This is a genomic window from Blautia sp. 210820-DFI.6.14 (assembly GCF_020558815.1).
GTDB classification, from domain to species: domain Bacteria; phylum Bacillota; class Clostridia; order Lachnospirales; family Lachnospiraceae; genus Blautia_A; species Blautia_A obeum.
Window position 1 is genome coordinate 17,641 of sequence record NZ_JAJCKS010000016.1, and the last position, 23,858, is coordinate 41,498.

At 43.7% G+C, this 23,858-nt stretch carries 23 protein-coding genes and 1 tRNA gene; 23 read left to right on the plus strand and 1 reads right to left on the minus strand.

What is annotated here, in order from left to right:
• Window positions 1-19: 19 nt before the first annotated feature.
• From LI112_RS11745 to LI112_RS11825, 17 genes are all read left to right on the plus strand, one after another.
• The gene (locus LI112_RS11745; RefSeq protein WP_005425098.1) at window positions 20-1,156 is read left to right on the plus strand and encodes a PTS transporter subunit IIC; all 1,137 of its coding nucleotides are present in this window, start codon (window positions 20-22) and stop codon (window positions 1,154-1,156) included.
• A 102-nt stretch (window positions 1,157-1,258) separates the two neighbouring features.
• A tRNA-Glu gene (locus tag LI112_RS11750) sits at window positions 1,259-1,330 on the plus strand.
• Between the two features lie 155 nt (window positions 1,331-1,485).
• Window positions 1,486-3,411, plus strand: a complete 1,926-nt coding sequence (locus LI112_RS11755; protein ID WP_138344143.1) for a type IIA DNA topoisomerase subunit B — start codon at window positions 1,486-1,488, stop codon at window positions 3,409-3,411.
• Between the two features lie 13 nt (window positions 3,412-3,424).
• Window positions 3,425-5,671 carry a DNA topoisomerase (ATP-hydrolyzing) subunit A gene (locus LI112_RS11760; protein ID WP_227190775.1) on the plus strand — a complete coding sequence of 749 codons (2,247 nt, stop codon included), beginning with the start codon at window positions 3,425-3,427 and terminating at the stop codon, window positions 5,669-5,671.
• Window positions 5,672-5,798: 127 nt separating this feature from the next.
• Window positions 5,799-6,263 (plus strand): ribosome maturation factor RimP, encoded by a 465-nt coding sequence (gene rimP / locus LI112_RS11765; protein WP_055055652.1) that lies wholly within the window; start codon window positions 5,799-5,801, stop codon window positions 6,261-6,263.
• A 45-nt stretch (window positions 6,264-6,308) separates the two neighbouring features.
• Entirely contained in the window at window positions 6,309-7,484 is a 1,176-nt protein-coding gene (gene nusA, locus LI112_RS11770; RefSeq protein WP_022388946.1) for a transcription termination factor NusA, read from the plus strand.
• A gap of 3 nt (window positions 7,485-7,487) precedes the next feature.
• The gene (gene rnpM / locus LI112_RS11775; protein WP_005425089.1) at window positions 7,488-7,769 is read left to right on the plus strand and encodes an RNase P modulator RnpM; all 282 of its coding nucleotides are present in this window, start codon (window positions 7,488-7,490) and stop codon (window positions 7,767-7,769) included.
• Window positions 7,753-8,070, plus strand: a complete 318-nt coding sequence (locus LI112_RS11780; protein WP_022388945.1) for a ribosomal L7Ae/L30e/S12e/Gadd45 family protein — start codon at window positions 7,753-7,755, stop codon at window positions 8,068-8,070. The genes rnpM and LI112_RS11780 overlap by 17 nt, the downstream gene beginning before the upstream one ends.
• Before the next feature lie 168 nt (window positions 8,071-8,238).
• The gene (gene infB, locus LI112_RS11785) at window positions 8,239-10,920 is read left to right on the plus strand and encodes a translation initiation factor IF-2 (RefSeq protein WP_227190792.1); all 2,682 of its coding nucleotides are present in this window, start codon (window positions 8,239-8,241) and stop codon (window positions 10,918-10,920) included.
• Between the two features lie 31 nt (window positions 10,921-10,951).
• On the plus strand, window positions 10,952-11,335 hold the full coding sequence (gene rbfA, locus LI112_RS11790) for a 30S ribosome-binding factor RbfA (protein WP_138344145.1): 384 nt from the start codon (window positions 10,952-10,954) through the stop codon (window positions 11,333-11,335).
• An 11-nt stretch (window positions 11,336-11,346) separates the two neighbouring features.
• On the plus strand, window positions 11,347-12,312 hold the full coding sequence (locus LI112_RS11795) for a bifunctional oligoribonuclease/PAP phosphatase NrnA (protein WP_005425082.1): 966 nt from the start codon (window positions 11,347-11,349) through the stop codon (window positions 12,310-12,312).
• Window positions 12,312-13,196 (plus strand): tRNA pseudouridine(55) synthase TruB, encoded by an 885-nt coding sequence (gene truB, locus LI112_RS11800; protein WP_138344146.1) that lies wholly within the window; start codon window positions 12,312-12,314, stop codon window positions 13,194-13,196. The genes LI112_RS11795 and truB overlap by 1 nt, the downstream gene beginning before the upstream one ends.
• Before the next feature lie 40 nt (window positions 13,197-13,236).
• Window positions 13,237-14,169, plus strand: coding sequence for a bifunctional riboflavin kinase/FAD synthetase (locus LI112_RS11805; protein WP_138344147.1), 933 nt, complete (start codon window positions 13,237-13,239; stop codon window positions 14,167-14,169).
• A 138-nt stretch (window positions 14,170-14,307) separates the two neighbouring features.
• The gene (rpsO, locus tag LI112_RS11810; RefSeq protein WP_015542977.1) at window positions 14,308-14,574 is read left to right on the plus strand and encodes a 30S ribosomal protein S15; all 267 of its coding nucleotides are present in this window, start codon (window positions 14,308-14,310) and stop codon (window positions 14,572-14,574) included.
• A gap of 207 nt (window positions 14,575-14,781) precedes the next feature.
• Entirely contained in the window at window positions 14,782-16,875 is a 2,094-nt protein-coding gene (locus LI112_RS11815) for a polyribonucleotide nucleotidyltransferase (RefSeq protein WP_022388082.1), read from the plus strand.
• 2 nt (window positions 16,876-16,877) lie between these two features.
• Window positions 16,878-17,372: an anaerobic ribonucleoside-triphosphate reductase activating protein gene (gene nrdG / locus LI112_RS11820; RefSeq protein WP_005425071.1), complete on the plus strand. Its 495-nt coding sequence runs from the start codon at window positions 16,878-16,880 to the stop codon at window positions 17,370-17,372.
• A gap of 33 nt (window positions 17,373-17,405) precedes the next feature.
• Window positions 17,406-17,924, plus strand: coding sequence for a deoxyuridine 5'-triphosphate nucleotidohydrolase (locus tag LI112_RS11825; protein WP_005425070.1), 519 nt, complete (start codon window positions 17,406-17,408; stop codon window positions 17,922-17,924).
• 122 nt (window positions 17,925-18,046) lie between these two features.
• On the opposite strand, the gene LI112_RS11830 is transcribed toward LI112_RS11825, so the two are convergent.
• Complete coding sequence (locus tag LI112_RS11830) at window positions 18,047-18,421, minus strand: DUF1292 domain-containing protein (RefSeq protein ID WP_005425069.1); 375 nt, start codon at window positions 18,419-18,421, stop codon at window positions 18,047-18,049.
• 164 nt (window positions 18,422-18,585) lie between these two features.
• Between LI112_RS11830 and LI112_RS11835 the strand changes: the two genes are divergently transcribed.
• The 6 genes from LI112_RS11835 (at window position 18,586) to LI112_RS11860 (ending at window position 23,846) form a co-directional block, all read left to right on the plus strand.
• Window positions 18,586-19,344, plus strand: coding sequence for an exodeoxyribonuclease III (locus tag LI112_RS11835; RefSeq protein ID WP_005425068.1), 759 nt, complete (start codon window positions 18,586-18,588; stop codon window positions 19,342-19,344).
• Between the two features lie 27 nt (window positions 19,345-19,371).
• Complete coding sequence (locus LI112_RS11840; protein WP_005425067.1) at window positions 19,372-21,261, plus strand: hypothetical protein; 1,890 nt, start codon at window positions 19,372-19,374, stop codon at window positions 21,259-21,261.
• Window positions 21,221-21,778 carry a DUF5662 family protein gene (locus LI112_RS11845; RefSeq protein ID WP_022388077.1) on the plus strand — a complete coding sequence of 186 codons (558 nt, stop codon included), beginning with the start codon at window positions 21,221-21,223 and terminating at the stop codon, window positions 21,776-21,778. The genes LI112_RS11840 and LI112_RS11845 overlap by 41 nt, the downstream gene beginning before the upstream one ends.
• Before the next feature lie 189 nt (window positions 21,779-21,967).
• Window positions 21,968-22,348 carry a GntR family transcriptional regulator gene (locus LI112_RS11850; RefSeq protein ID WP_022388076.1) on the plus strand — a complete coding sequence of 127 codons (381 nt, stop codon included), beginning with the start codon at window positions 21,968-21,970 and terminating at the stop codon, window positions 22,346-22,348.
• Window positions 22,342-23,193: an ABC transporter ATP-binding protein gene (locus LI112_RS11855; RefSeq protein WP_005425063.1), complete on the plus strand. Its 852-nt coding sequence runs from the start codon at window positions 22,342-22,344 to the stop codon at window positions 23,191-23,193. Before LI112_RS11850 ends, LI112_RS11855 begins: the two co-directional genes overlap by 7 nt.
• Window positions 23,190-23,846 carry an ABC-2 transporter permease gene (locus LI112_RS11860; RefSeq protein WP_005425061.1) on the plus strand — a complete coding sequence of 219 codons (657 nt, stop codon included), beginning with the start codon at window positions 23,190-23,192 and terminating at the stop codon, window positions 23,844-23,846. The genes LI112_RS11855 and LI112_RS11860 overlap by 4 nt, the downstream gene beginning before the upstream one ends.
• The last annotated feature ends 12 nt before the right edge of the window (window positions 23,847-23,858 follow it).

Consider the following 23,858-nt stretch of genomic DNA (forward strand, 5'->3'; position numbering starts at 1 on the left):
ATGAGAGGAAAGAGAAAAAATGAATAACGAAAAAGAAAGCTTTCTGAAAAGAAAGAACGTGATCATATCCTTCAAAAGGTATGGCATTGATGCAATGGGCTCTATGGCATTGGGCCTTTTTGCGTCACTTCTGATCGGTACGATCATAAATACGATCGGACAGAATGTGTGTCCGGGAAGTTTTGTGTCAGAAAAGCTGTTGGAGATTGGCGGTTATGCGACCAGCGTGACCGGTGCGGCAATGGCACTTGCAATTGGGCATGCACTTCAGGCACCACCATTGGTTATGTATTCGCTGTGTGCGGTCGGAGCTGCCTGTAATGCAATTGGTGGTTCCGGTGGTCCGTTGGCGGTGTTTTTTGTCGCAGTGATCACATGTGAGATCGGTAAACTGGTATCTAAGGAAACAAAAATAGATATCATAGTGACACCGGCAGTGACTGTGATTGTTGGAGTGGTTCTTGCGATGCTTCTTGCACCGGTCTGCAAAAATATCTGTGATGCACTTGGAGCATTTATCGGATGGGCAACAGATCTTCGTCCGTTCTGGATGGGAATGATCATCTCTGTGGTCGTTGGAATCGTGCTGACACTTCCAATCAGCTCAGCGGCAATCTGCGCTGCGGTAGGAATCAGTGGAGGAGCAGTGCTTGCAGGACTTGCTGACGGCAGTGTGACAATGGAAGTCTGGAATGGTCTGGCACTTGCAGGTGGAGCTGCGACAGCAGGATGTTGTGCGCATATGCTTGGCTTTGCAATCCTAAGCTTTCCGGATAATGGAGTTGGCGGATTTGTGGCACAGGGACTTGGAACTTCCATGCTCCAGGTTCCGAATCTTATGAAGAAACCTGTCCTGTGGCTGCCACCGGTGATTACTTCTGCGATTACAGGGCCGATTGCCACCTGCGTGTTCCATATGAGAAACAACGGACCGGCAATTTCTTCCGGAATGGGTACTTCCGGACTGGTAGGACCAATCGGGGTTGTTACCGGATGGACACAGATGCCGGAAGGATACCAGACAGGAGCGTTTGAGTGGATTGGCATGATTTTGATCTGCTTTGTACTTCCGCTTCTGATCACATGGGTGATCGGCAAGATTTTTCGTGCCAGAGGAATTATCAAGCCGGGTGATCTCAAGATAGACCTGGGCTAAAATAAGCGAAAAAACTGCTTTTTTGAAATTTTTAAAAAAAATTAAAAAAAGGCTTGCATTTTCCGATAAGCTGATATATACTAAGCAAGTCGGTTGACGCAAGGCCAGTTGGTCAAGGGGTTAAGACGTCGCCCTCTCACGGCGAAAACACGGGTTCGATTCCCGTACTGGCTGCTCTAAATATACAATAAGATGACTCGAACGGTTGGTTCGGGTTATTTTTTTGCCCGAAAATCATAAAAGAATAGTATTTGACTTTTTACGGACAAATCATGTATGATATAGAACAAATGTTTGAAGATGGAAATATGAAAGAAAGGAAAAGAGCCATGGCAAAAAAGGAAACTTATGATGCGGGGAGCATATCTGTTCTGGAAGGACTGGAAGCAGTCCGCAAACGTCCTGGTATGTATATCGGAAGTGTCTCTCGAAAAGGACTGAATCATCTGATTTATGAGATTGTTGATAACGCAGTGGATGAGCATCTGGCAGGATACTGCAGTCAGATCCATGTGGTGCTGGAAAAAGATGGTTCCTGTACCGTAACAGATAATGGCCGGGGAATTCCGGTGGATATGCATGAGAAAGGGATGTCTGCGGAACGTCTGGTATTTACGACACTTCATGCAGGTGGTAAATTTGACAATTCTGCTTATAAAACAAGCGGTGGGCTCCATGGAGTCGGATCTTCCGTTGTGAATGCACTTTCTACTTATCTGGATATCAAGGTAAGCCGTGATGGATATGTACATCATGACCACTATGAACGTGGAATTCCTACGATCGAACTGGAGAACGGACTTCTTCCGAAACTTGGCAGGACAAAAGAGACCGGAACCTGCATCAATTTCCTGCCGGATCCGGAAATCTTTGAGAAAACACGTTTTTCTGCTACAGATGTTAAGAGCCGTCTTCATGAGACTGCTTATCTGAATCCGGAGCTGACGATCATTTTTGAAGATCTGCGTGGAACAGAGCCGGTCAAAGAAGAGTACCATGAGCCGGAGGGTATTGTGGGCTATATCCGTGACATGAATCACAGTACAGAGGCGCTTCATGAACCTGTTTATCTCAAAGGAGAAGCAGATGGGATTCAGGTGGAAGTTGCTTTTCAGTATACAAATGAATTCCGTGAGAATGTTCTTGGATTCTGTAATAATATCTACAATGCAGAAGGTGGTACACACCTGACCGGATTTAAGACAACATTTACAACAGTTATGAACACGTATGCCAGAGAGATCGGTATTCTCAAAGATAAAGATCCGAATTTTACCGGTGCGGATATCCGTAATGGAATGACGGCAGTCGTATCAATCAAGCATCCGGCACCTCGCTTTGAGGGTCAGACAAAGACAAAGCTGGATAATCAGGATGCAGCCAAGGCAACAGGAAAAGTACTGGGAGAGCAACTGGTCCTGTATTTTGACCGTAATCTTGAAACATTGAAAACGATTCTTTCCTGTGCGGAAAAGGCAGCGAAGATCCGTAAGACAGAGGAACGTGCCAAAACGAATCTTCTTACAAAACAGAAATATTCATTTGATTCCAATGGAAAACTTGCCAACTGCGAGAAAAAGGATCCGTCACAGTGTGAGATCTTTATCGTAGAGGGAGATTCCGCAGGCGGTTCTGCAAAAACAGCCCGTAACCGTAATTATCAGGCAATCCTTCCAATCAGGGGCAAGATTCTGAATGTTGAAAAAGCAACCATTGACAAAGTGCTTGCCAATGCGGAGATCAAGACTATGATCAATGCATTTGGATGCGGATTTTCTGAAGGATATGGAAATGATTTCGATATAAGCAAACTTCGCTATGACAAGATCGTGATCATGGCGGATGCCGATGTTGACGGTGCGCATATTTCCACACTGCTTCTGACATTGTTCTATCGTTTTATGCCGGAACTGATCTATGAAGGCCATGTATATATTGCGATGCCGCCACTCTATAAGGCAATGCCGAAAAAGGGACCGGAAGAATATCTGTATGATGATAAAGCACTTGAAAAATATCGTAAGACACATAAACCGGGAAGCTTTACTTTGCAGAGATACAAAGGTCTTGGAGAGATGGATGCAGAACAGCTGTGGGAGACCACGTTGAATCCTGAGACTCGAAGAATGAAACGCGTAGAGATAGAAGATGCACGTCTTGCATCCAATGTGACAGAAGTTCTGATGGGTAGTGAAGTTCCGCCGCGTAAGGCATTTATTTACGAGCATGCAGCCGATGCAGAACTTGATGTATAAGGTGGGATAAGATATGGAAACAAAACAGGAAAATGTAATTCGTACCGATTATTCGGAAATTATGCAGAAATCATACATCGATTATGCAATGAGTGTTATCATTTCCCGTGCTCTTCCGGATGTGCGTGACGGTCTGAAACCGGTACAGAGAAGAACGTTGTATGATATGTATGAACTGGGAATCCGCTATGACCGTCCGTATCGTAAATGTGCACGTATTGTCGGTGATACCATGGGTAAATATCATCCACATGGTGACAGTTCCATTTATGACGCACTTGTTGTTATGACACAGGATTTCAAAAAAGGCAGAACACTTGTAGACGGACATGGTAACTTCGGTTCAATCGAGGGTGACGGCGCAGCTGCCATGCGTTATACAGAGGCACGGCTGGAAAAACTGACACAGGATGTATTTTTGAGTGATCTTGATAAGAATGTAGTGGACTTTGTTCCGAACTTCGATGAGACGGAAAAAGAACCATCGGTACTTCCGGTGCGCATCCCGAACATTCTGGTAAATGGTGCAGATGGTATTGCGGTCGGCATGGCAACCAGTATTCCACCACACAATCTAGGGGAAGTCATCGATGCTGTCAAAGCATATATGAAAGATAACACGATCAGTGTCAAAGGACTGATGCGATACATCAAAGGGCCGGATTTTCCGACCGGAGGTATTGTGGTCAATAAAGATGATCTCCATAAGATCTATGAGACAGGGAGCGGCAAAATCCGCCTGCGTGGAAAAGTAGAAGTAGAGAAACTCAAAGGCGGAAGAAAACAGCTTGTCATTACGGAGATTCCATATACCATGCTGGGAGCAAACATTGGCAAGTTCCTGAATGACGTGGCATCTCTTATAGAAACAAAGAAGACAACAGATATCGTAGATATCTCCAATCAGTCTTCCAAGGAAGGCATCCGTATCGTACTGGAACTTAAGAAAGATACCGATGTGGAAAATCTGACCAATATGCTGTATAAGAAAACGCGTCTGGAAGATACGTTTGGCGTAAATATGCTGGCAGTTGCTGACGGCAGACCGGAAACATTAAGCCTGAAGCAGATTATTGAATATCACGTTGATTTTGTGTTTGAGATCACAACACGTAAATATCACACACTGCTGGACAAAGAACTGGAAAAACAGGAAGTTCAGGAAGGTCTGATCAAAGCGTGTGATGTGATCGACCTGATCATTGAGATCCTCCGTGGCAGTAAGAATCGTGAACAGGTCAAGAAATGTCTGGTAGAAGGAATTACAGAGGGAATTAAATTCAAGTCAAAAGCCAGTGAGAAGGCTGCTGCAAAACTTCTTTTTACAGAACGTCAGGCAAATGCCATTCTGGATATGCGTCTGTATAAACTGATCGGTCTGGAAATTGAAGCACTGCAGGCTGAGCATGAAGAGACGATGAAAAACATTGCTCTTTATAAAGATATCCTGGACAATTATGATTCCATGGCGGCCGTGATCATCAAAGACATGGACGCCATCAAGAAAGAATACGGAAGAAAACGCCGTACAGCGATTGAAAATGCAGAAGAAGCTGTCTATGAAGAGAAGAAGATGGAAGAGATGGAAGTCTGCTTCCTGATGGATCGCTTTGGTTATATGAAGCTTATAGATAAAAATGCTTATGAGCGAAACAAAGAAGCTGTTCATAATGAAAATAAATATGTATTCAACTGTATGAATACAGACAAGATCTGTATATTTACAGATACAGGCAAGATGCATACGATCAAAGCCGTTGATATACCGCTTGGCCGTTTCCGCGACAAGGGAACACCGGTGGACAATCTCAGTAATTATGACAGTTCCAAGGAACGCATGCTTTATGTGGCACCGGTAGGACAACTGCGTTCAGACAGGTTGCTGTTTGTGACAAAGACTTCTATGTGCAAACTGGTAGAAGGTGCGGAATTTGATGTGGCTAAACGAACGATCGCGTCAACAAAGCTGGCGGATGAAGATGAACTGATCTTTATTGGCAGTGCTTCCGAGATGGAGCAGATTGTGCTCCAGAGCCATGGAGGCTGCTTCCTGCGATTCCTGACACAAGAAGTTTCGACAATGAAGAAAACTGCACTTGGTGTGCGGGGCATGAAACTGGCAGACGATGATTATCTGGAGCATGCATACCTTCTGGCAGGTCATCAGGAATATACGATTTCCTATCATGATAAAGAATATGCACTGAATAAAGTGCGGCTTGCAAAGCGGGATACGAAGGGCATAAAGCCGAGGATATAAAAAAAACCTTGCTTTTCCGGAAGTAAGGTGCTAGAATGAGGTTAACATGATAACGGACAACAAGAGAGTGGACTTCGGTCCACTCTTTTTGCGAGATGCTCCGGATGTGCGAAAGGCAGGTGGAAATATGAGCAGACGGGATGAATATGAACAGAAAGCAGAAGCATTGCTGGCACCGATCGTTGAGGGCCAGGGATTCGAACTGGTAGATGTAGAATATGTGAAGGAAGCAGGAAACTGGTATCTTCGTGGATATATCGACAAGCCGGGTGGAATTACTGTTAACGATTGTGAGGCAGTCAGCAGAGCGTTCAGTGATAAACTGGATGAGAACGATTTTATTGAAGACAGCTATATCATGGAAATCAGTTCGCCGGGTCTTGACAGACCACTGAAAAAGGAGAAGGATTTTGCCAGAAGCATGGGTAAACTGGTAGAGATCCGGACCTATCGTCCAATCGAAAAGCAGAAAGAATTCTGTGGGATTTTAAATGCATATGATGAAAGCAGTGTGACGATCGATGAGGACGGGCAGTTACGCACATTTGACAAAAAGGATATTGCCCTGATCCGTCTGGCAATTGAGTTTTAAATACGATTCAGATATGCTTTGATAAAATAGGAGGAAATAACAAAAATGAACAAAGAGTTAATGGAAGCCCTGGATATCCTGGAAAAAGAAAAAAACATCAGCAAGGATACATTACTGGGTGCGATTGAGCAGTCCCTGATCCAGGCTTGCAAAAACCATTTTGGTAAAGCAGATAATGTGCATGTGACGATCAATCCGGAAACATGTGATTTCAGCGTTTACGCAGAACGTGAAGTAAAGGAATTCGTAGATGATCCGGCACTGGAAATTTCCCTGGTGGATGCACAGAAAATCAATACAAATGCAGAACTGGGAGATATGATCAAAGTTGAGATCCATTCTAAAGAATTCGGCCGTATTGCAACGCAGAATGCAAAGAACGTAATTCTTCAGAAAATCCGTGAGGAAGAACGTAAAGTCCTTTATGATCAGTATTATGGAATGGAAAAAGAAGTTGTCACAGGTATCGTACAGCGTGTAATGGGCAAAAATGTCAGTGTAAATCTTGGCAAGGCAGACGGTATCTTGAGTGAGAATGAGCAGGTGAAAGGTGAGGAATTTGAGCCTACAGAAAGAATCAAGGTTTATATCCTTGAAGTCAAAGATACACCGAAAGGACCTCGTATCCTTCTGTCCAGAACACATCCGGGACTTGTAAAACGTCTGTTTGAATCTGAAGTTGCCGAAGTGAAAGACGGAACTGTTGAGATCAAGAGTATTGCCAGAGAAGCAGGTTCCCGTACCAAGATTGCTGTATGGAGCAATGATCCGGATGTAGATCCGGTAGGTGCATGCGTTGGTATGAACGGTGCAAGAGTCAATTCCATCGTAGAGGAACTGCGTGGTGAGAAGATCGACATCATCAACTGGGATGAAAACCCGGCAATCCTGATTGAAAATGCACTGAGTCCGGCAAAGGTTATCGCTGTTATGGCGGATCCGGATGAAAAGACTGCACTGGTAGTCGTTCCGGATTATCAGTTGTCTCTTGCAATTGGTAAAGAAGGACAGAATGCACGTCTTGCGGCTCGTCTGACCGGATTTAAGATCGATATCAAGAGTGAGACTCAGGCAAGAGAGTCTGGAGAACTGTATGACTATGATGACGAGGATGAGTACTACGACGAAGAGGAGTACAGTGAAGAAGGTGCTGTAGAGTCAGAAGAAACAGAGACTGAAGAAACAGAGGAAGTTTCAGAAGAAACTACTGTTGAAGAATAATCTATGAAGACAAAGAATAAAACACCTCTGCGCCAGTGTACCGGCTGCAGAGAAATGAAAAGTAAGAAAGAAATGATCCGTGTACTGAGAACTCCGGAGAATGAGATCGTGCTTGATGCAACAGGCAGAAAAAACGGAAGAGGTGCGTATGTATGTCTTTCCCAGGAATGTCTGGAAAAAGCCGTAAAAACCCGGGGACTGGAACGGTCACTGAAGACCGCAATACCGGATGAGGTCTATGAAGACCTGAAAAAGGAGTTAAACGATATTGAAAAACAACAATAAAGTTTTATCACTGCTGGGGCTTGCCACAAAAGCAGGTAAGATAGCCAGCGGAGAATTCTCCACAGAGAAATCTGTGAAGAGCGGAAAAGGTTTTCTGGTACTGGTTGCGGCAGACGCATCCGAAAATACAAAGAAAAAATTCCGTAATATGTGTGAGTTTTACGAAGTACCGGTATATTTCCTCGCGGATAAAGAGGAACTGGGAAAATTCTGCGGCAAGGAATTTCGTGCCAGTCTGGCGGTACAGGATGAGAACTTTGCGAAAGCAATGCTGAAAGAACTTGAGAAGATGGAACAGTAAATGTAAACAGTGTGATCCAGAATCAGCAAGATCCGAAGTCATTGACGTAAAGGAGGAATCAATGTGCCGAAGAGCAGAGAGCATGAACCTGCCAGAATAAAAGAACATTTATCACAAAGGGGAAAGGAGCAGATTACCAACGTGGATAATTCCAGAACAGATGAAAAAATGGTAACAACTAAACCGGAAGCAGAGAAGACAGAGGCTCCCAAAAAGAAAAAAAATATTATTCGTGTATATCACGCACAGAATGCAAGTGACGGTGGCAAAAACAGACCGAAACGTCCGGCATCAGATAAAAAACCGGCTGCAAGACCGCAGCAGAAACCACAGGCTGTAAAACCGGCTGAACCGGTACAGCAGAAACCGGCTGCAGAAGCAGCACCAAAGAAACCGCAGGCAGCGGCACCGTCTGAGACTCCGGAGACAAAGAAAACGACAGAGATCAGACAGGCAGCACCGGTACAGAACAATTCTGCAAGACCGCAGAGACAGGAACAGTCCGGTTACAATAATAACAGAGGACAGAACCGCCAGAATAATCGTGACGGAAGAGATTCAGGCCGTGACAATCGTGGTGGAGATAACAGAGGAAACCGTGATTTCCGTGGCGGAGAAAAAAGATTTTCTGATCGCAATGGAAATAATGGACAGGGTCGTCCGAATCGTGACGGAAATCGTCCGGCCAGACCACAGGGTGAAGGTCGTCCGGCACGTCAGGGTGATGGAAATGGCCGTCCGATGAGAGGTCAGGGTGGACGCCCGCAGCAGGGTGGCCAGGGAAGACCAGGACAGGGCGGAAACGGAAGACCGGATAACAGAGGTGAAGGACGCTTTGGCGGAAACAACCGTGGCGGACAGAGAAATGGCGGCGGAAGAAGAGAGAATGACGCTGTATTTACACCAGAACTGACAAAAACATCCAAAGACAGCAAGAGAGAGCGTGACAGAGAGAATAAGAACAAAAAGAAAGACTTTGAGAAATCCGGTGCAGGTCATAACAGACCGAACCAGGGTGGAAGAAGAAATCTTTCCAGAATTCCGAAAGCTCTTCAGAAACCGACTCCTCAGCCAAAACAGGAAGAGAAGAAACCAGAAGTAAAAGAAATCACACTTCCGGAGAAAATGACAATCCGTGAGCTCGCAGAAGCTATGAAGATGCAGCCGTCTGTAATCGTTAAAAAACTGTTCCTGGAAGGAACTATGGTAACGGTAAACCATGAGATCGACTTTGAAAAAGCACAGGAGATCGCACTGGATTATGATATTATCGCAGAGCCGGAAGAGAAAGTAGACGTTATCGAAGAACTTCTGAAAGAAGACGAAGAAGATGAAGCGGATATGGTTTCGAGACCGCCGGTAGTCTGTGTCATGGGTCACGTTGACCATGGTAAAACATCTCTTCTGGATGCAATCCGTGATACACATGTAACCAGAGGGGAAGCAGGTGGAATCACACAGCACATTGGTGCATCTGTAGTTGAGATCAATGGACAGAAGATCACATTCCTGGATACACCGGGACATGAAGCATTTACTGCAATGCGTATGCGTGGTGCAAACTCCACAGATATCGCAGTACTTGTTGTTGCAGCAGATGATGGTGTTATGCCACAGACTGTTGAGGCAATCAGCCATGCGAAAGCAGCGGGTGTTGAGATCATTGTTGCAATCAACAAGATCGATAAACCAAGTGCAAATGTGGAAAGAGTAAAACAGGAACTTTCCGAATATGAACTGATTCCGGAAGACTGGGGTGGAAGTACTATTTTTGTACCGGTATCTGCCCATACAGGAGAGGGAATCGATACACTGCTTGAAATGATCCTTCTTTCTGCAGAGGTACTGGAACTCAAGGCAAATCCGAATCGTGCGGCAAGAGGTCTTGTTATTGAGGCTCAGCTTGATAAAGGTAAGGGACCGGTTGCCACAATTCTTGTACAGAAAGGTACACTTCATGTAGGCGACTTTATTGCAGCAGGCGCATGCAGTGGTAAAGTGCGTGCAATGATGGATGACAGAGGCAGACGTGTCAAAGAAGCAGGCCCTTCTACACCGGTTGAGATCCTTGGCCTCAGTGATGTTCCGAATGCAGGTGAGATCCTGATGGCATTCCCGAGCGATAAGGAAGCCAAGAGCTTTGCAGCTACATTCGTTACTGAAAACAAGAAACATCTGCTTGAAGAAACAAAAGGCAAACTTTCTCTGGATAACCTGTTTGATCAGATCCAGGCAAGTGACCTCAAAGAGCTTCCGATCATCGTTAAAGCAGACGTACAGGGTTCTGTCGAGGCTGTTAAACAGAGTCTGACCAAGCTGTCCAATGAAGAAGTTGTTGTTCGTGTGATCCACGGCGGTGTTGGAGCTGTCAATGAGTCTGATGTATCTCTGGCAGCTACATCCAATGCGATCATTATCGGATTCAATGTTCGTCCGGATGCTATGGCAAAACAGCTGGCTGATCAGGAGGGCGTAGATCTTCGTCTTTACAAAGTTATTTATCAGGCAATCGAAGATGTGGAAGCTGCTATGAAAGGTATGCTTGATCCGGTATACGAGGAAAAAGTTATCGGCCATGCAGAGGTTCGTCAGCTGTTCAAAGCTTCAGGTGTCGGTACAATTGCAGGAAGTTATGTTCTGGATGGTATTTTCCAGAGAAACTGCAAGGTACGTATTACACGTGAAGGCGAGCAGGTATTCGAAGGTGAACTTGCTTCTCTGAAGCGCTTCAAGGATGATGTTAAAGAAGTAAAAGCAGGATACGAATGTGGTCTTGTATTTGACGGATTCAACGATGTGAAAGAAGAAGATAAAGTAGAAGCTTATATCATGGTAGAAGTGCCAAGGTAATTGGAAATACCGAGATAGGAGTGAATCATAAATGAGAAAAAACAGTATTAAGAATACAAGGATCAATGGTGAGGTTCAGAAAGAACTCAGTACGATCATCAGAAATGAAGTCAAAGATCCTCGTATTCATCCAATGACTTCAGTCATGGCTGTGGAAGTTGCGCCTGATCTTAAGACCTGCAAGGCATTTATCAGTGTCCTGGGCAACAAAGAAGCAAAGGACGCAACGATCCAGGTCCTGAATAAGGCAGAGGGATATATCAGAAGACAACTTGCAAAAAATCTCAATCTGAGAAATACACCGGAGATACGTTTCATTCTTGATGAATCGATTGAGTATGGTGTGAATATGTCAAAACTGATTGATGATGTTGCCAGAAGAGATGCTTCTTTAGGGAAGACTGAGGAAGAGTAAGAGGTGTGTTCATGAAAAATATAGCAGAAGTGCTGGAAGGTGTGAAAACTGTCGGAATCGGTGGACATATCCGTCCGGATGGCGACTGTGTCGGCTCCTGTATGGCTCTGTATCTGTATATCAGAAAGTATTTTCCGGATATTGATGTGAATGTTTATCTGGACCATCCGAAGCCGATCTTCGGACATATTGAATCTATCGATGAAATAAAAACAGAAGTGGAAGAAGAAAGAATCTTCGATCTTTTTATTACCTGTGATGTAAGTGCCAGAGACCGTCTGGCGCTTGCTGACAATCTGTTTGAGCATGCAAAGAAAACAGTATGCATCGATCATCATGTGAGCAATTCGGGATTTGCAGATGTGAATCATATCCGTGGAGAGGTTAGCTCCTGCTGTGAAGTACTGTATGGAATTCTGGATCCGGATAAAGTGGATCTTGCGGTTGCAACGGCTGTTTATACAGGAATGATCCATGATACAGGCGTTTTTCAGTATTCTTCTACATCACCGGAAACCATGAGGATTGCAGGAGAACTGATGAAGACGGGAATCCCGTTCAGCAGGATCATAGATGAATCTTTTTATCAGAAAACATATATCCAGAATCAGGTTATGGGAAGAGTTCTTGCAGAAAGTATTCTTCTTCAGAACGGTACATGCATCATCGGATATCTTCGAAAGAAAGATATGGATTTTTATGGCGTGACAGGAAGCGATCTGGATGGCATTGTCAGTCAGCTCCGACTTACCCGAGGCGTGGAAGTAGCAATCTTTATTTATGAGCTGGAGACACAGTCATTCAAAGTATCCCTTCGCTCCAATGGCAGGGTAGATGTGAGCAAGGTGGCAGTCTTCTTTGGAGGCGGTGGACACACCAGAGCAGCGGGCTGTGACCTGCAGGGCTCTATGTATGATGTGATCAATAATATTACAGCAGAAATTGAAAAACAGCTGACAGAAGAGGAGAACGCATAATGGATGGCGTATTGAATATCTGTAAGGAAAAAGGATATACTTCTTTTGATGTTGTTGCAAAACTCCGTGGAATCCTTCATATGAAGAAAATCGGACATACCGGGACACTGGATCCGGAAGCAGAAGGTGTGCTTCCGGTCGTTCTCGGAAAGGCAACGAAGCTGGTTGATCTTCTGACGGAAAAACAGAAAACATACGAGGCACTTCTTCATCTGGGGCTGGAAACAGATACCCAGGATATGACAGGAACGGTTCTTGAAGAAAAGCCTGTCGAAGTAACAGAAGAAGAGGTACGTACGGTGATCAGGAGTTTCCTGGGGGAACAGCAGCAGATTCCACCGATGTATTCTGCTCTGAAAGTAGATGGGAAGAAACTCTATGAACTGGCCCGTGAAGGTAAGACAGTAGAGCGAAAGCCGCGTGCTGTACAGTTTTATGAGATTGAGATTAAAAAGATAGAGCTTCCATATGTGCGATTTTCTGTGACCTGTAGTAAGGGAACATATATCCGTACATTATGTCATGACATCGGACAGAAACTCGGATGTGGCGGCTGTATGGAAGAATTGCTTCGCACCAGATCCGGGAATTTTGTCTGGGAAGATAGTATGACACTTGCGCAGGTTGAGGAAGCGGTAAGAAATGGTACAATTGGAGACCGGGTGATCAGTATCGGGCAGGTCCTGAAGGATTATCCGGAAATTTTTTGTACACGGGAAGGCGACCGCCTTCTGGAAAATGGAAATGCGCTTGCTGAGAGATTTGTCAGAGGAGAGCACAAAGAAGGCTGGGTGCGTATGTGTGACAGCCAGGGTGGATTCAAGGGAATTTACCAGTGGGATGAGGTGAAAAAACGCTATCAGCCACAGAAAATGTTTTTATAGGCTCCGGGTGAGCTATAAAAGTCAGGAGTAACAGCACAATATGGAATACGTAAAGATTGAAGGACAGTTTCCAAAGTTCAGCCACTGTGCGGTAACACTTGGAAAATTCGATGGAATCCATCGTGGTCACAGGAAACTGATTCAGACGATCCTGAACAGAAAAAAAGAATATGGAGAACTGGCAGTGGTCATGGCGTTTGTTTCCGACAGACAGACGCTCCTTACTTCAGAAGAACGTCGTATACTTCTGGAAAAAATGGGCGTGGACATACTGTTGGAATGTCCTCTGAATGATCAGATAAAGCATATGAAAGCAGATGTTTTTATCCGACAGATACTCAAAGGGGATCTTCAGGCTTCCTGTGTGGTTGTGGGAGAAGATTTCCGTTTTGGTCATGAGCGCAAGGGATCTCCGGAGCTTCTGGAAAAATATGGAGAAAAATACGACTACGAAACAATTGTGATTGCAAAAGAAATGGAAGGCAACCGTAAGATCAGCAGTACTTATATCCGTGAAGAACTGAAAAAAGGAAATATGGAAAAGATTGCAGATCTTCTGGGAAGTCCGTTTTTCACGGCAGGGGTCATTGAACATGGAAGAGGAATGGGGCATCGGGATTTTTTTCCAACAGCGAATATCATTCCACCGAAGTCGAAGCTGATGCCTCCGAATGGGGTCTATGTGACAGTATCGCATCTTGAGGATGGAGATTATCCGGGAATCACGAATGTGGGATATAAACCAACAGTCGGAGAGAATTTCCTTGGAGTAGAAACAAATCTGTTTGATTGTGATCTGGATCTTTATGGGCAGAAATGTAGAGTTGATTTTTATAAATATATTCGTCCGGAACAGAAGTTCACTTCTTTTGAGGCTCTGAAGGCACAGATCCGCAGAGATATTGAGTCCGGAAAGAACTGGTTTCAGGAAGAAAAAGAGCTGGTAAAAACTTTATCATTCGGCAAAAAATAGTTGTTTACAATGCTGCATGTTTTATGCTATACTAGTCGAGGTGTAATTCAGCCCATATTCAGAGATTGGAATCTCCAACCGTTTCTTAATATGTGGCGGTTCATTAATTATTATATTTTATTTAAGGAGGAAATCACAATGATTTCAAAAGAAAAAAAACAGGCAATCATGAAAGAATATGCAAGATGCGAGGGTGACACAGGATCACCGGAAGTACAGGTTGCAGTTCTTACAGCAAGAATTCAGGAACTGACAGAGCATTTACAGACACATCACAAAGATCATCATTCCAGACGTGGTCTGCTGAAAATGGTTGGTCAGAGACGTGGACTTCTGGCATACCTGAAGAAAACAGACATCGAAAGATACCGTGCACTGATTGAAAAATTAGGTTTAAGAAAATAATTAGTATGCGGACGGGGCGGATAACCATCCGCCCCATTTTTACATGTTGCAGTTTTATAGGTTTATAGCGACAGGAAAAAAGAAGTTATTTCCGAGACTACTGAAAAGTCCATTGATTGCAATGGCTTTTTCAGTTGTTTCGGGCTTCTGAATGACCTGGTTGCTGTGAACAGTAATAATCAACACAGAATTTAAAGGAGAAAAAATATGTACAAAAGTTATTCTATGGAATTAGCCGGCAGAACACTGACTGTAGATATTGGTCGTGTTGCAAAGCAGGCAAATGGTGCAGCCCTGATGCATTATGGTGACACAACTGTACTTTCCACAGCAACAGCATCCAAAGAGCCAAGAGAAGGAATCGATTTCTTCCCCCTGAGCGTTGAATACGAAGAAAAAATGTATGCCGTAGGCAAAATCCCGGGAGGATTCAACAAGAGAGAAGGAAAGGCAAGTGAGCATGCAATCCTGACTTCCCGTGTTATTGACCGTCCGATGCGTCCTCTGTTCCCGAAGGATTACAGAAATGATGTAACTCTGGTCAACATGGTTATGTCTGTAGATCCGGAATGCAATCCGGAGATTCCGGCTATGCTTGGTTCCTCTATTGCAACCTGCATTTCTGATATTCCGTTTGACGGACCGTGTGCAACTACACAGGTAGGTCTGATCGACGGTGAATTCGTTATCAACCCGTCTCTGGCTCAGAAAGAACTTTCTGATCTTCAGCTGACAGTTGCTTCCACAAGAGAAAAAGTCATCATGATCGAAGCCGGTGCAAATGAAGTTCCGGAAGATACTATGATTGAAGCAATCTATAAGGCACATGATGTAAACCAGGAGATCATCCGTTTTATCGACAAGATCGTAGCTGAATGTGGTAAAGAAAAACATCTGTATGCTTCCTGTGCAGTTCCGGAAGAACTGTTTGAAGCAATTAAGAAGATTGTGCCTCCGGAAGAAATGGAAGAAGCTGTTTTTACAGATGACAAGCAGACAAGAGAAGAAAATATCCGTGAGATCACAGCAAGACTTCAGGATGCATTTGCAGATAATGAAGAATGGCTGGCTGTTCTTGGCGAAGCCGTATATCAGTATCAGAAGAAGACTGTTCGTAAGATGATCCTTAAAGATCACAAACGTCCGGATGGACGTCAGATCACGCAGATTCGTCCGCTGGCTGCAGAAGTTGATATCATCCCAAGAGTACATGGCTCTGCCATGTTTACACGTGGACAGACTCAGATCTGCACAATGACAACTCTGGCTCCTCTTTCTGAGGCTCAGAGAATTGACGGACTTGATGAGTTTGAAACATCCAAGAGATATATGCATCATTACAACTTCCCGTCTTATTCTGTAGGTGAGACAAAACCATCCAGAGGACCGGGACGTCGTGAGATCGGTCATGGTGCACTTGCAGAGAGAGCTCTTGTTCCAGTACTTCCGTCAGCAGAAGAGTTCCCATATGCGATCCGTACAGTATCTGAGACTTTTGAATCCAATGGTTCCACTTCTCAGGCAAGTATCTGTGCATCTACGATGTCTCTGATGGCAGCAGGTGTGCCGATCCGTAAACCGGTAGCAGGTATTTCCTGTGGCCTGGTAACAGGCGCTACAGATGATGACTACATCGTTCTGACAGATATTCAGGGCCTGGAAGATTTCTTTGGAGATATGGACTTTAAGGTTGCAGGTACACATGATGGTATCACTGCAATTCAGATGGATATCAAGATTCATGGTCTGACAAGACAGATCGTAGAAGAAGCTATCCGCAGAACAAAAGAAGCAAGAGAATATATTCTTACAGAAGTTATGGAGAAATGCATTGCAGCTCCTCGTGATCATGTCAACAAATATGCGCCGAAGATCGTACAGATTCAGATCGACCCTCAGAAAATCGGTGATGTAGTCGGACAGAGAGGAAAAACGATCAATGCAATCATCGAACGTACAGGTGTTCAGATCGACATCACAGATGAAGGTGCAGTATCTATCTGTGGCGTTGACCAGCATGGTATGGATGAAGCAAAGAAAATGATCAAAACAATTGCAACTGATTTTGAAGCAGGACAGATCTTTGAAGGTACAGTTGTCAGCATTAAAGAATTTGGTGCATTTGTTGAGTTTGCTCCTGGCAAAGAAGGAATGGTTCATATTTCCAAGATCAGTGATCACAGAATCAATCGTGTAGAAGATGTTCTGACGCTTGGCGATAAGGTAAAAGTTATCTGCATGGGTAAAGACAAGATGGGAAGAATGAGCTTCAGTATTAAGGATGTACCGGAAGAAGTATAACTATGAGATATCATAATATAACCAAGGATGATATGCTGAACGGAGACGGACTTCGGGTAGTACTCTGGGTTGCCGGCTGCAATCACTGCTGTCGGGAATGCCAGAATCCGATCACCTGGGATCCAAACGGAGGCCTTCCGTTTACGGAAGCAGAAGAAGCAGAGATCTTTACAGAACTGGATAAGGATTATATCGGCGGCATCACTTTTTCGGGAGGTGATCCGCTGCATCCATCCAATATTTCTACGGTTACTGCTTTCGCAAAAAAAATTCGTGAGAAATATCCAAATAAGACGATCTGGCTGTATACAGGTTCCTTATGGGAAGAAATCTGTAATGAAGAGATTGTACAGTATTTGGATGTCTGTGTGGACGGTGAATTTCAGATTGATAAAAGAGATACTTCTCTTCGCTGGAAGGGCTCATCCAATCAGCGTGTGATAGATGTTCCTTCTACACTTCGTGAAGGCAAAGTCGTTCTGCATTGTGATAATTAAAGAGCAGGAACAGGCGAATAAACAGGAGGCAGCATGAAACGAATTGCAAAATTTCATAAAGTAAGTCCGGAGCAGTTTGCAAAGGACTGGAAAGATACATTCCCGGCAGCGGATGATAAAGAAATACAGGACACTTATGAGAAAATTTCTCTTCCTGTAAGGGCAACAGCCGGAAGTGCAGGATATGATTTCTTTGCACCTGCGGATATTGTACTGAATCCGGGTGAAACAGCCAAGATTCCAACGGGAGTCCGTGTGGAAATGGAGCAGGACTGGGTATTGAAATGCTACCCGAGAAGTGGACTGGGATTTAAATTCCGTCTGCAGCTGAATAACACAGTAGGTATCATTGACAGTGATTATTTTTATTCTGATAATGAAGGTCATATCTTTGCGAAGATTACCAATGACAGTAATGAAGGTAAAACTGTGAATATTCAGGCCGGAACAGGTTTTATGCAGGGAATTTTTGTTGAGTATGGTATTACTGTAGATGATGAAGCTACCGGAATCCGTAATGGCGGATTTGGAAGTACTACCGAGAAAAAATAAGAATTAGTAATTGTTATAGAGATAAAATAAGCAAAATGAAATGGAGATTCAGGCCGATATGGCTTAAATCTCCATTTTGTTTTGCTTATTTTGCAGAAAAATTTGATTGTTTATGGAAATCTTTATTCCAGAGGTTCTCCGGCGGCTTCTGCCTTACGTGCATTGTCAAGAACAACGTCAAAAGCCTCTGCAGCTTTTGCATATTCATCATCACTTTCGATGTTGGCAAGAATTGGATCTCCTGTTTCTGTACGGGAGAATTTATAAAGATATACCTCTCCACTCTGATTCTGGCCATTTTCGTCCAGCGGCAACAGCGCAATGTATTCCTGCTTTTCTACTGGAAATACGGTCAGAATTGCACATTCGATCTCAGTGTCATCGTCCAGCGTCAGTGTAATGGTGTTGTGACTTTCCGGAGAAGTGTTTCCGCAGTCCAGTCCGCAGGAAGCACAGTCGCTGGGTGCACAGGTTCCGTTTTTGAATTCATCACTCATTTGATAATCCTCACTTTGTATTCGTTGTCATTCCATTTTAACAGATAATAGCAGTGAATACAACGAAAAAGCTCGAAAATAAAAAAATGTGTTTAAACTGATTCATGAATCATGTATAATAGAAATATCAGACATTTGATCGATTTGAAGGAGTAAATGAGACAATGAAATGTATTTCATGGAATGTAAATGGAATCAGAGCCTGTATCACAAAAGGATTTGAAGATAGATTTAGAGAACTGGATGCGGACATTTTCTGCCTTCAGGAGACGAAATGCCAGCAGGGTCAGGTGGAACTGGAACTTCCGGGCTATCATCAGTACTGGAATTATGCAAACAGACGTGGCTATTCAGGAACTGCGGTATTTACAAAGAAAGAGCCGATCTCTGTGAAAAATGGTATCGGAATTGAAGAACATGATAAGGAAGGACGTGTGATCACACTGGAATTTAAGGAGTTTTATTTTGTAACTGTGTATACTCCAAATTCTCAGAGTGAATTAAGACGTCTGGAGTACCGTATGGAATGGGAAAGGGATTTTCTTGCATATCTTCTGAAATTACAGGAGAGCAAGCCGGTGATCTGTTGTGGTGATCTGAATGTGGCACATGAGGAGATTGATTTAAAAAATCCAAAAACAAACCGAAAGAATGCCGGATTTACAGACGAGGAACGTGCATGTTTTACAAAAGTGCTTGAGAGTGGATTTATAGATACATTCCGCTACTTTTATCCGGATAAAGAGGGAATTTATTCCTGGTGGTCCTATCGGTTTAAAGCACGTGAAAAGAATGCCGGATGGAGGATTGATTATTTTATAACTTCTCCATCTTTGAAAGAAAAGCTGCAGGGAGCAGCAATTCACACGGAAATCATGGGATCAGACCATTGTCCGATCGAATTGGATATTGATTTGAAGTAAATACAAAAGTTACAAGGAGAATCGGAAATGGAAAAACAGAACAGAATACGTGCATACAAGGGAGATCCTGTAAATCCTGGTGTCAGTAGGAAAACCGCAGGAATAAATTTTGCAGTGGAGATCCCCTGTGGCATATCCGCGTCACTGGTGTTATATCGCAAGGGTGCTGCGCTGCCGGAGGTGGAAATTCCTTTTACAGAAGAACACCGGACAGGCAGAATGTGCGCAATACTGATATCTGGATTAAAACCAGATAAATATGAATATAATTTCCGGGCGGCCGGAAAAATCATGCAGGACCCTTTTGCCAGGGTAATACGCGGACGTGAGAAATTTGGAGCACCGGTATCAGAGGATGAACATGCTGTACGCTGTGGGTTCCTTTCGGAAAAAGAGTATGACTGGAAGGAAGATACTGCACCGCAAATCCCATATAATGAAATGATCTTATACAAAGTTCATGTACGTGGGTACACAAAGCAGGCGAAACTTTCGCCTAGAAAAAAAGGTACTTTTGCAGGACTTGTGGAGATGATTCCTTATTGGAAAGAGATGGGAATCAATGCAATCGAACTGATGCCGGCATATGAGTTTCAGGAATGTACACGCAAAGAGACGGTGGGCATTATGGCAGTCCGTTCAAAAAAAGATGACAGGATAAATTACTGGGGATATGCACAGGGATTTTATTTTGCGCCGAAAGCATCTTACTGTGCGACCAGGGAACCGGATCGGGAGTTTCGTGATATGGTCCATGCACTGCATCAGGCAGGAATCGAGTGTATCATGGAGATGTATTTCCCGGAGAATACGCCGTCATTGCAGGTAGTGCGTTCCCTCTGGATGTGGAAACTGTTTTATCATGTGGATGGATTTCATCTTATGGGAGATGGCGTTCATCAGAAAGTCCTTGAACAGGATCCGATTCTTTATGGGACAAAGAAAATGTTTTCTGAGATCGCGGGCAATGCAGATACGGAAAATATGCTTGCAGAATATAATGCAGGATTTAAGCAGGATATGAGAAGATTTCTTAAGAGTGATGAAGGCATGATCTCAGGGGCAGAATTTCATGTGCGAAGGAATACGGGCTCTTTTGGAACTATCAATTATATGGCAAATCAGGATGGGTTTACGCTGTATGATACAGTGGCATATAATTATCGCCATAACGAAGCGAATGGCGAGGACAATCGTGATGGCAGTGAATTTAATTATTCCTGGAACTGTGGCATTGAGGGAGCAACACGCAAACAGGTAATTCGCAAAATGCGTGAGCAGCAGATGAGGAATGCGTTTCTGATGCTGCTTTTGAGTCAGGGGACGCCAATGATCTATGGTGGTGATGAATTTGCCAATTCACAGGCGGGAAACAACAATGCATGGTGTCAGGATAATGCAGTAGGATGGACGGACTGGAAAAATGCGAAGAAGCAGGAGAATCTTTCCTCTTTTGTAAAGGAAGCAATTGCTTTCCGAAAAAAACATCCAATCCTTCATATGCCACAGGAAATGCGTGGAGTGGATTACATGGCGAAGGGATTTCCGGATATTTCTGTACATGGGGAACGTGCATGGTTTCTTAACCGTGATAATACCAGCCGCCTTCTGGGCGTGATGTACTGCGGCTCTTATGCAGAGAATGAAAATGGAAATGCAGATGATTTTATTTATATAGGAATGAATTTTCACTGGGAAAAACGAAATATTGCACTTCCGAACCTTCCTGACGGACTGGGCTGGAAAAAGGTTGCGGATACTTCCGGGCAGACACCAGAGCAGTGGTTTGGAGAATATGAAGAAACATATAAAAAATCAATTAAGATCAATCCACGTACGATCGTGGTACTGATCGCAAAGCGGGAGGAATCAGGGCATGCATCCATGGCTGCACTTCAAGACAATAACGAGGCATAAACTGCTGGTAATGAAATATTGTTTTCGCATAGGACTTTACAAACAGGGCCTGCTTCATGACCTGTCAAAATATTCACCGACAGAATTTCTGGTTGGCTGTAAATACTATCAGGGGACGAGAAGCCCGAATAATGCAGAGAGAGAAGACATTGGAGTATCAACTTCATGGCTCCATCACAAAGGGAGAAATAAACATCATTTTGAGCATTGGGTAGATTATTCTGTAAATGATGGCGAGCATGTGATCATGGGAGCGCAGATGCCGCGCAAATATGTGGCAGAAATGGTCATGGACCGGATCAGTGCATCCAGGAACTATCTTGGGGATGCGTACAATGACAGCCAGCCATTGGAGTATTTTCTGAAGAGTAAGGAAAAACTTTGGTTTATTCATCCTCAGACCAATAAAGAACTGGAAGCACTTCTCAGGATTTTGAATGATCATGGTGAAGAAAAGCTGCTTCATTATATTAAATATAGATACCTGAAGGGTGAGACCAGAAAGATTCGTTATTGAAATAAGAGAAATGAGCAAAAGCCGTTATCTTGTGTTAGAGATATTCTGACAGGGTAACGGCTTTTTATAATTTTGAGAGTGAAATGTGAAATAAAGAAATGATATGAATAAACAATGCAGATAAACAGTATATAACAGTTGACAACAGTGATACACTGTTATATACTGTTTGCAGAAGGAGGGATGAAGTTGAACCTTATTATAAATCATACTTCCATGGAACCAATCTATGAGCAGATTGTAGCACAGATCAAGGCAGAAGTGATTGAAGGAAGAATGACGGCCGGAGATGCGCTTCCATCGGTGAGGGCACTTTCAAGAGAGCTGAAGATCAGTGCGCTGACAGTAAAAAAAGCCTATGACAATTTGGAAGAAGAAGGATTGATTGTGACTGTCCATGGAAAGGGAAGCTTTATTGCGGCAGCAAATCAGGAGCTTCTGATGGAAGAGCGGCGCAAGGAATTGGAGAAAGAACTGGAAGCTGCTGTACAGAAAGCCCGTACCGGGGGATTGACGGCGAAAGAAATCCGGGAGTCATTTGAGATCATAATGGAGGATGAGGTATGTTAGTACAACTGGATCGTGTAATGAAGAAATATGGCAGTTTTGCACTGGAACTGAATATGGAGATTCCAGAGAATCAGGTGACCGGATTGATCGGGGCGAATGGAGCGGGAAAGAGTACGACATTTAAACTGATGCTTGGACTTATCCGTCCGGATGAAGGAAATGTGGAGATATTTGGAAGAAATGCTGCGGAAATGGGTGCAGAGGATAAACAGAAGATTGGAGCCGCATTCTCCGACAGCGGATTTTCCGAATATTTGAAAGTACAGCAGCTTATTCCAATCATGAGCCGTTTTTATCCGGATTTTCAGGAAGAAGAGTTTCGTGGAAGATGTGAGAGATTTAAGATTCCGCTGAATAAACAGATCAAGGAGTTTTCTACCGGAATGAAAGCAAAGCTGAATGTACTTCTTGCACTCAGCCACGACAGCAGATTACTGATTCTTGACGAGCCAACGGCGGGGCTGGATGTGGTTGCAAGAGAAGAAATCCTTGATCTGCTGCGGGAATATATGGAGATCCCGGGACGATCTATTGTGATTAGCTCTCATATTTCCGGTGATCTGGAACATTTCTGTGATGACCTGTATATGATCCATGAAGGCAAAATCGTCCTTCACGAAGAAACGGACCGTATTCTTGAGGAATATGGATTCCTCAAGGTATCAGAGCAGGAATACGAAGCCCTTGACAAAGAATATCTTCTGCGTGTGAGAAAAGAGTCCTTCGGCTATAGCTGTCTGACAAACCAGAAGAATTATTATCTGGAAAATTATCCGGGGATCATAGTCGAAAAAGGAAGTGTAGATGAAGTCATTTCCATGCTGGTGAAGGGAGAACTGTTATGAGGGGATTATTGATGAAGGATCTGGAATTGATTAAAATAAATATGAAAATGTATCTGGCAGTTTTTCTGATAGGCATTATTTATCTGGTTGCACAGGAGAACGGAAGTACATTTTTTGTAGCTTATGCGATCTTTGTGAGTATTAGTGTCTCTGTCGGAACAATTTCCTATGATGGTTACCATCATGGAATGAAATTTCTAATGACATTGCCGGTCACAAAAAAGCAATATGTACAGTCAAAGTATCTGCTCAGCTTTGGTTTTGCAGTACTGGTCAGTGTTATCAGCCTGCTTTTGGGGATGATAAGAATACAGATTTCCGGAAAACAGGAAGCAGAGGACCTTTTGATAAGCGCAGGCACTGCACTCGTTATTTCCTGTATAATACTTTGCGGAATGATTCCGCTTCGCTTGAAATACGAAGCCGAGAAAAGCAGGATTGTTATGGTGGCGGTGGTAGTAGTAATCTTTCTGGTGGCTGCTGCATGTAAGGAACTATATGATGTGTATCAGAAGAGCTTTGGGAAAGGCTTGCGGTTTCTGAATACCCTTTCCGGATGGCAGATAGCGGTTGGACTGATTGTAGTTATGATGATTTGTCTGGCCGTGTCCGTGAAGGCCAGCGAGAGGATTATGGAGAAGAAGGAGTTTTGAGACACTATAAAC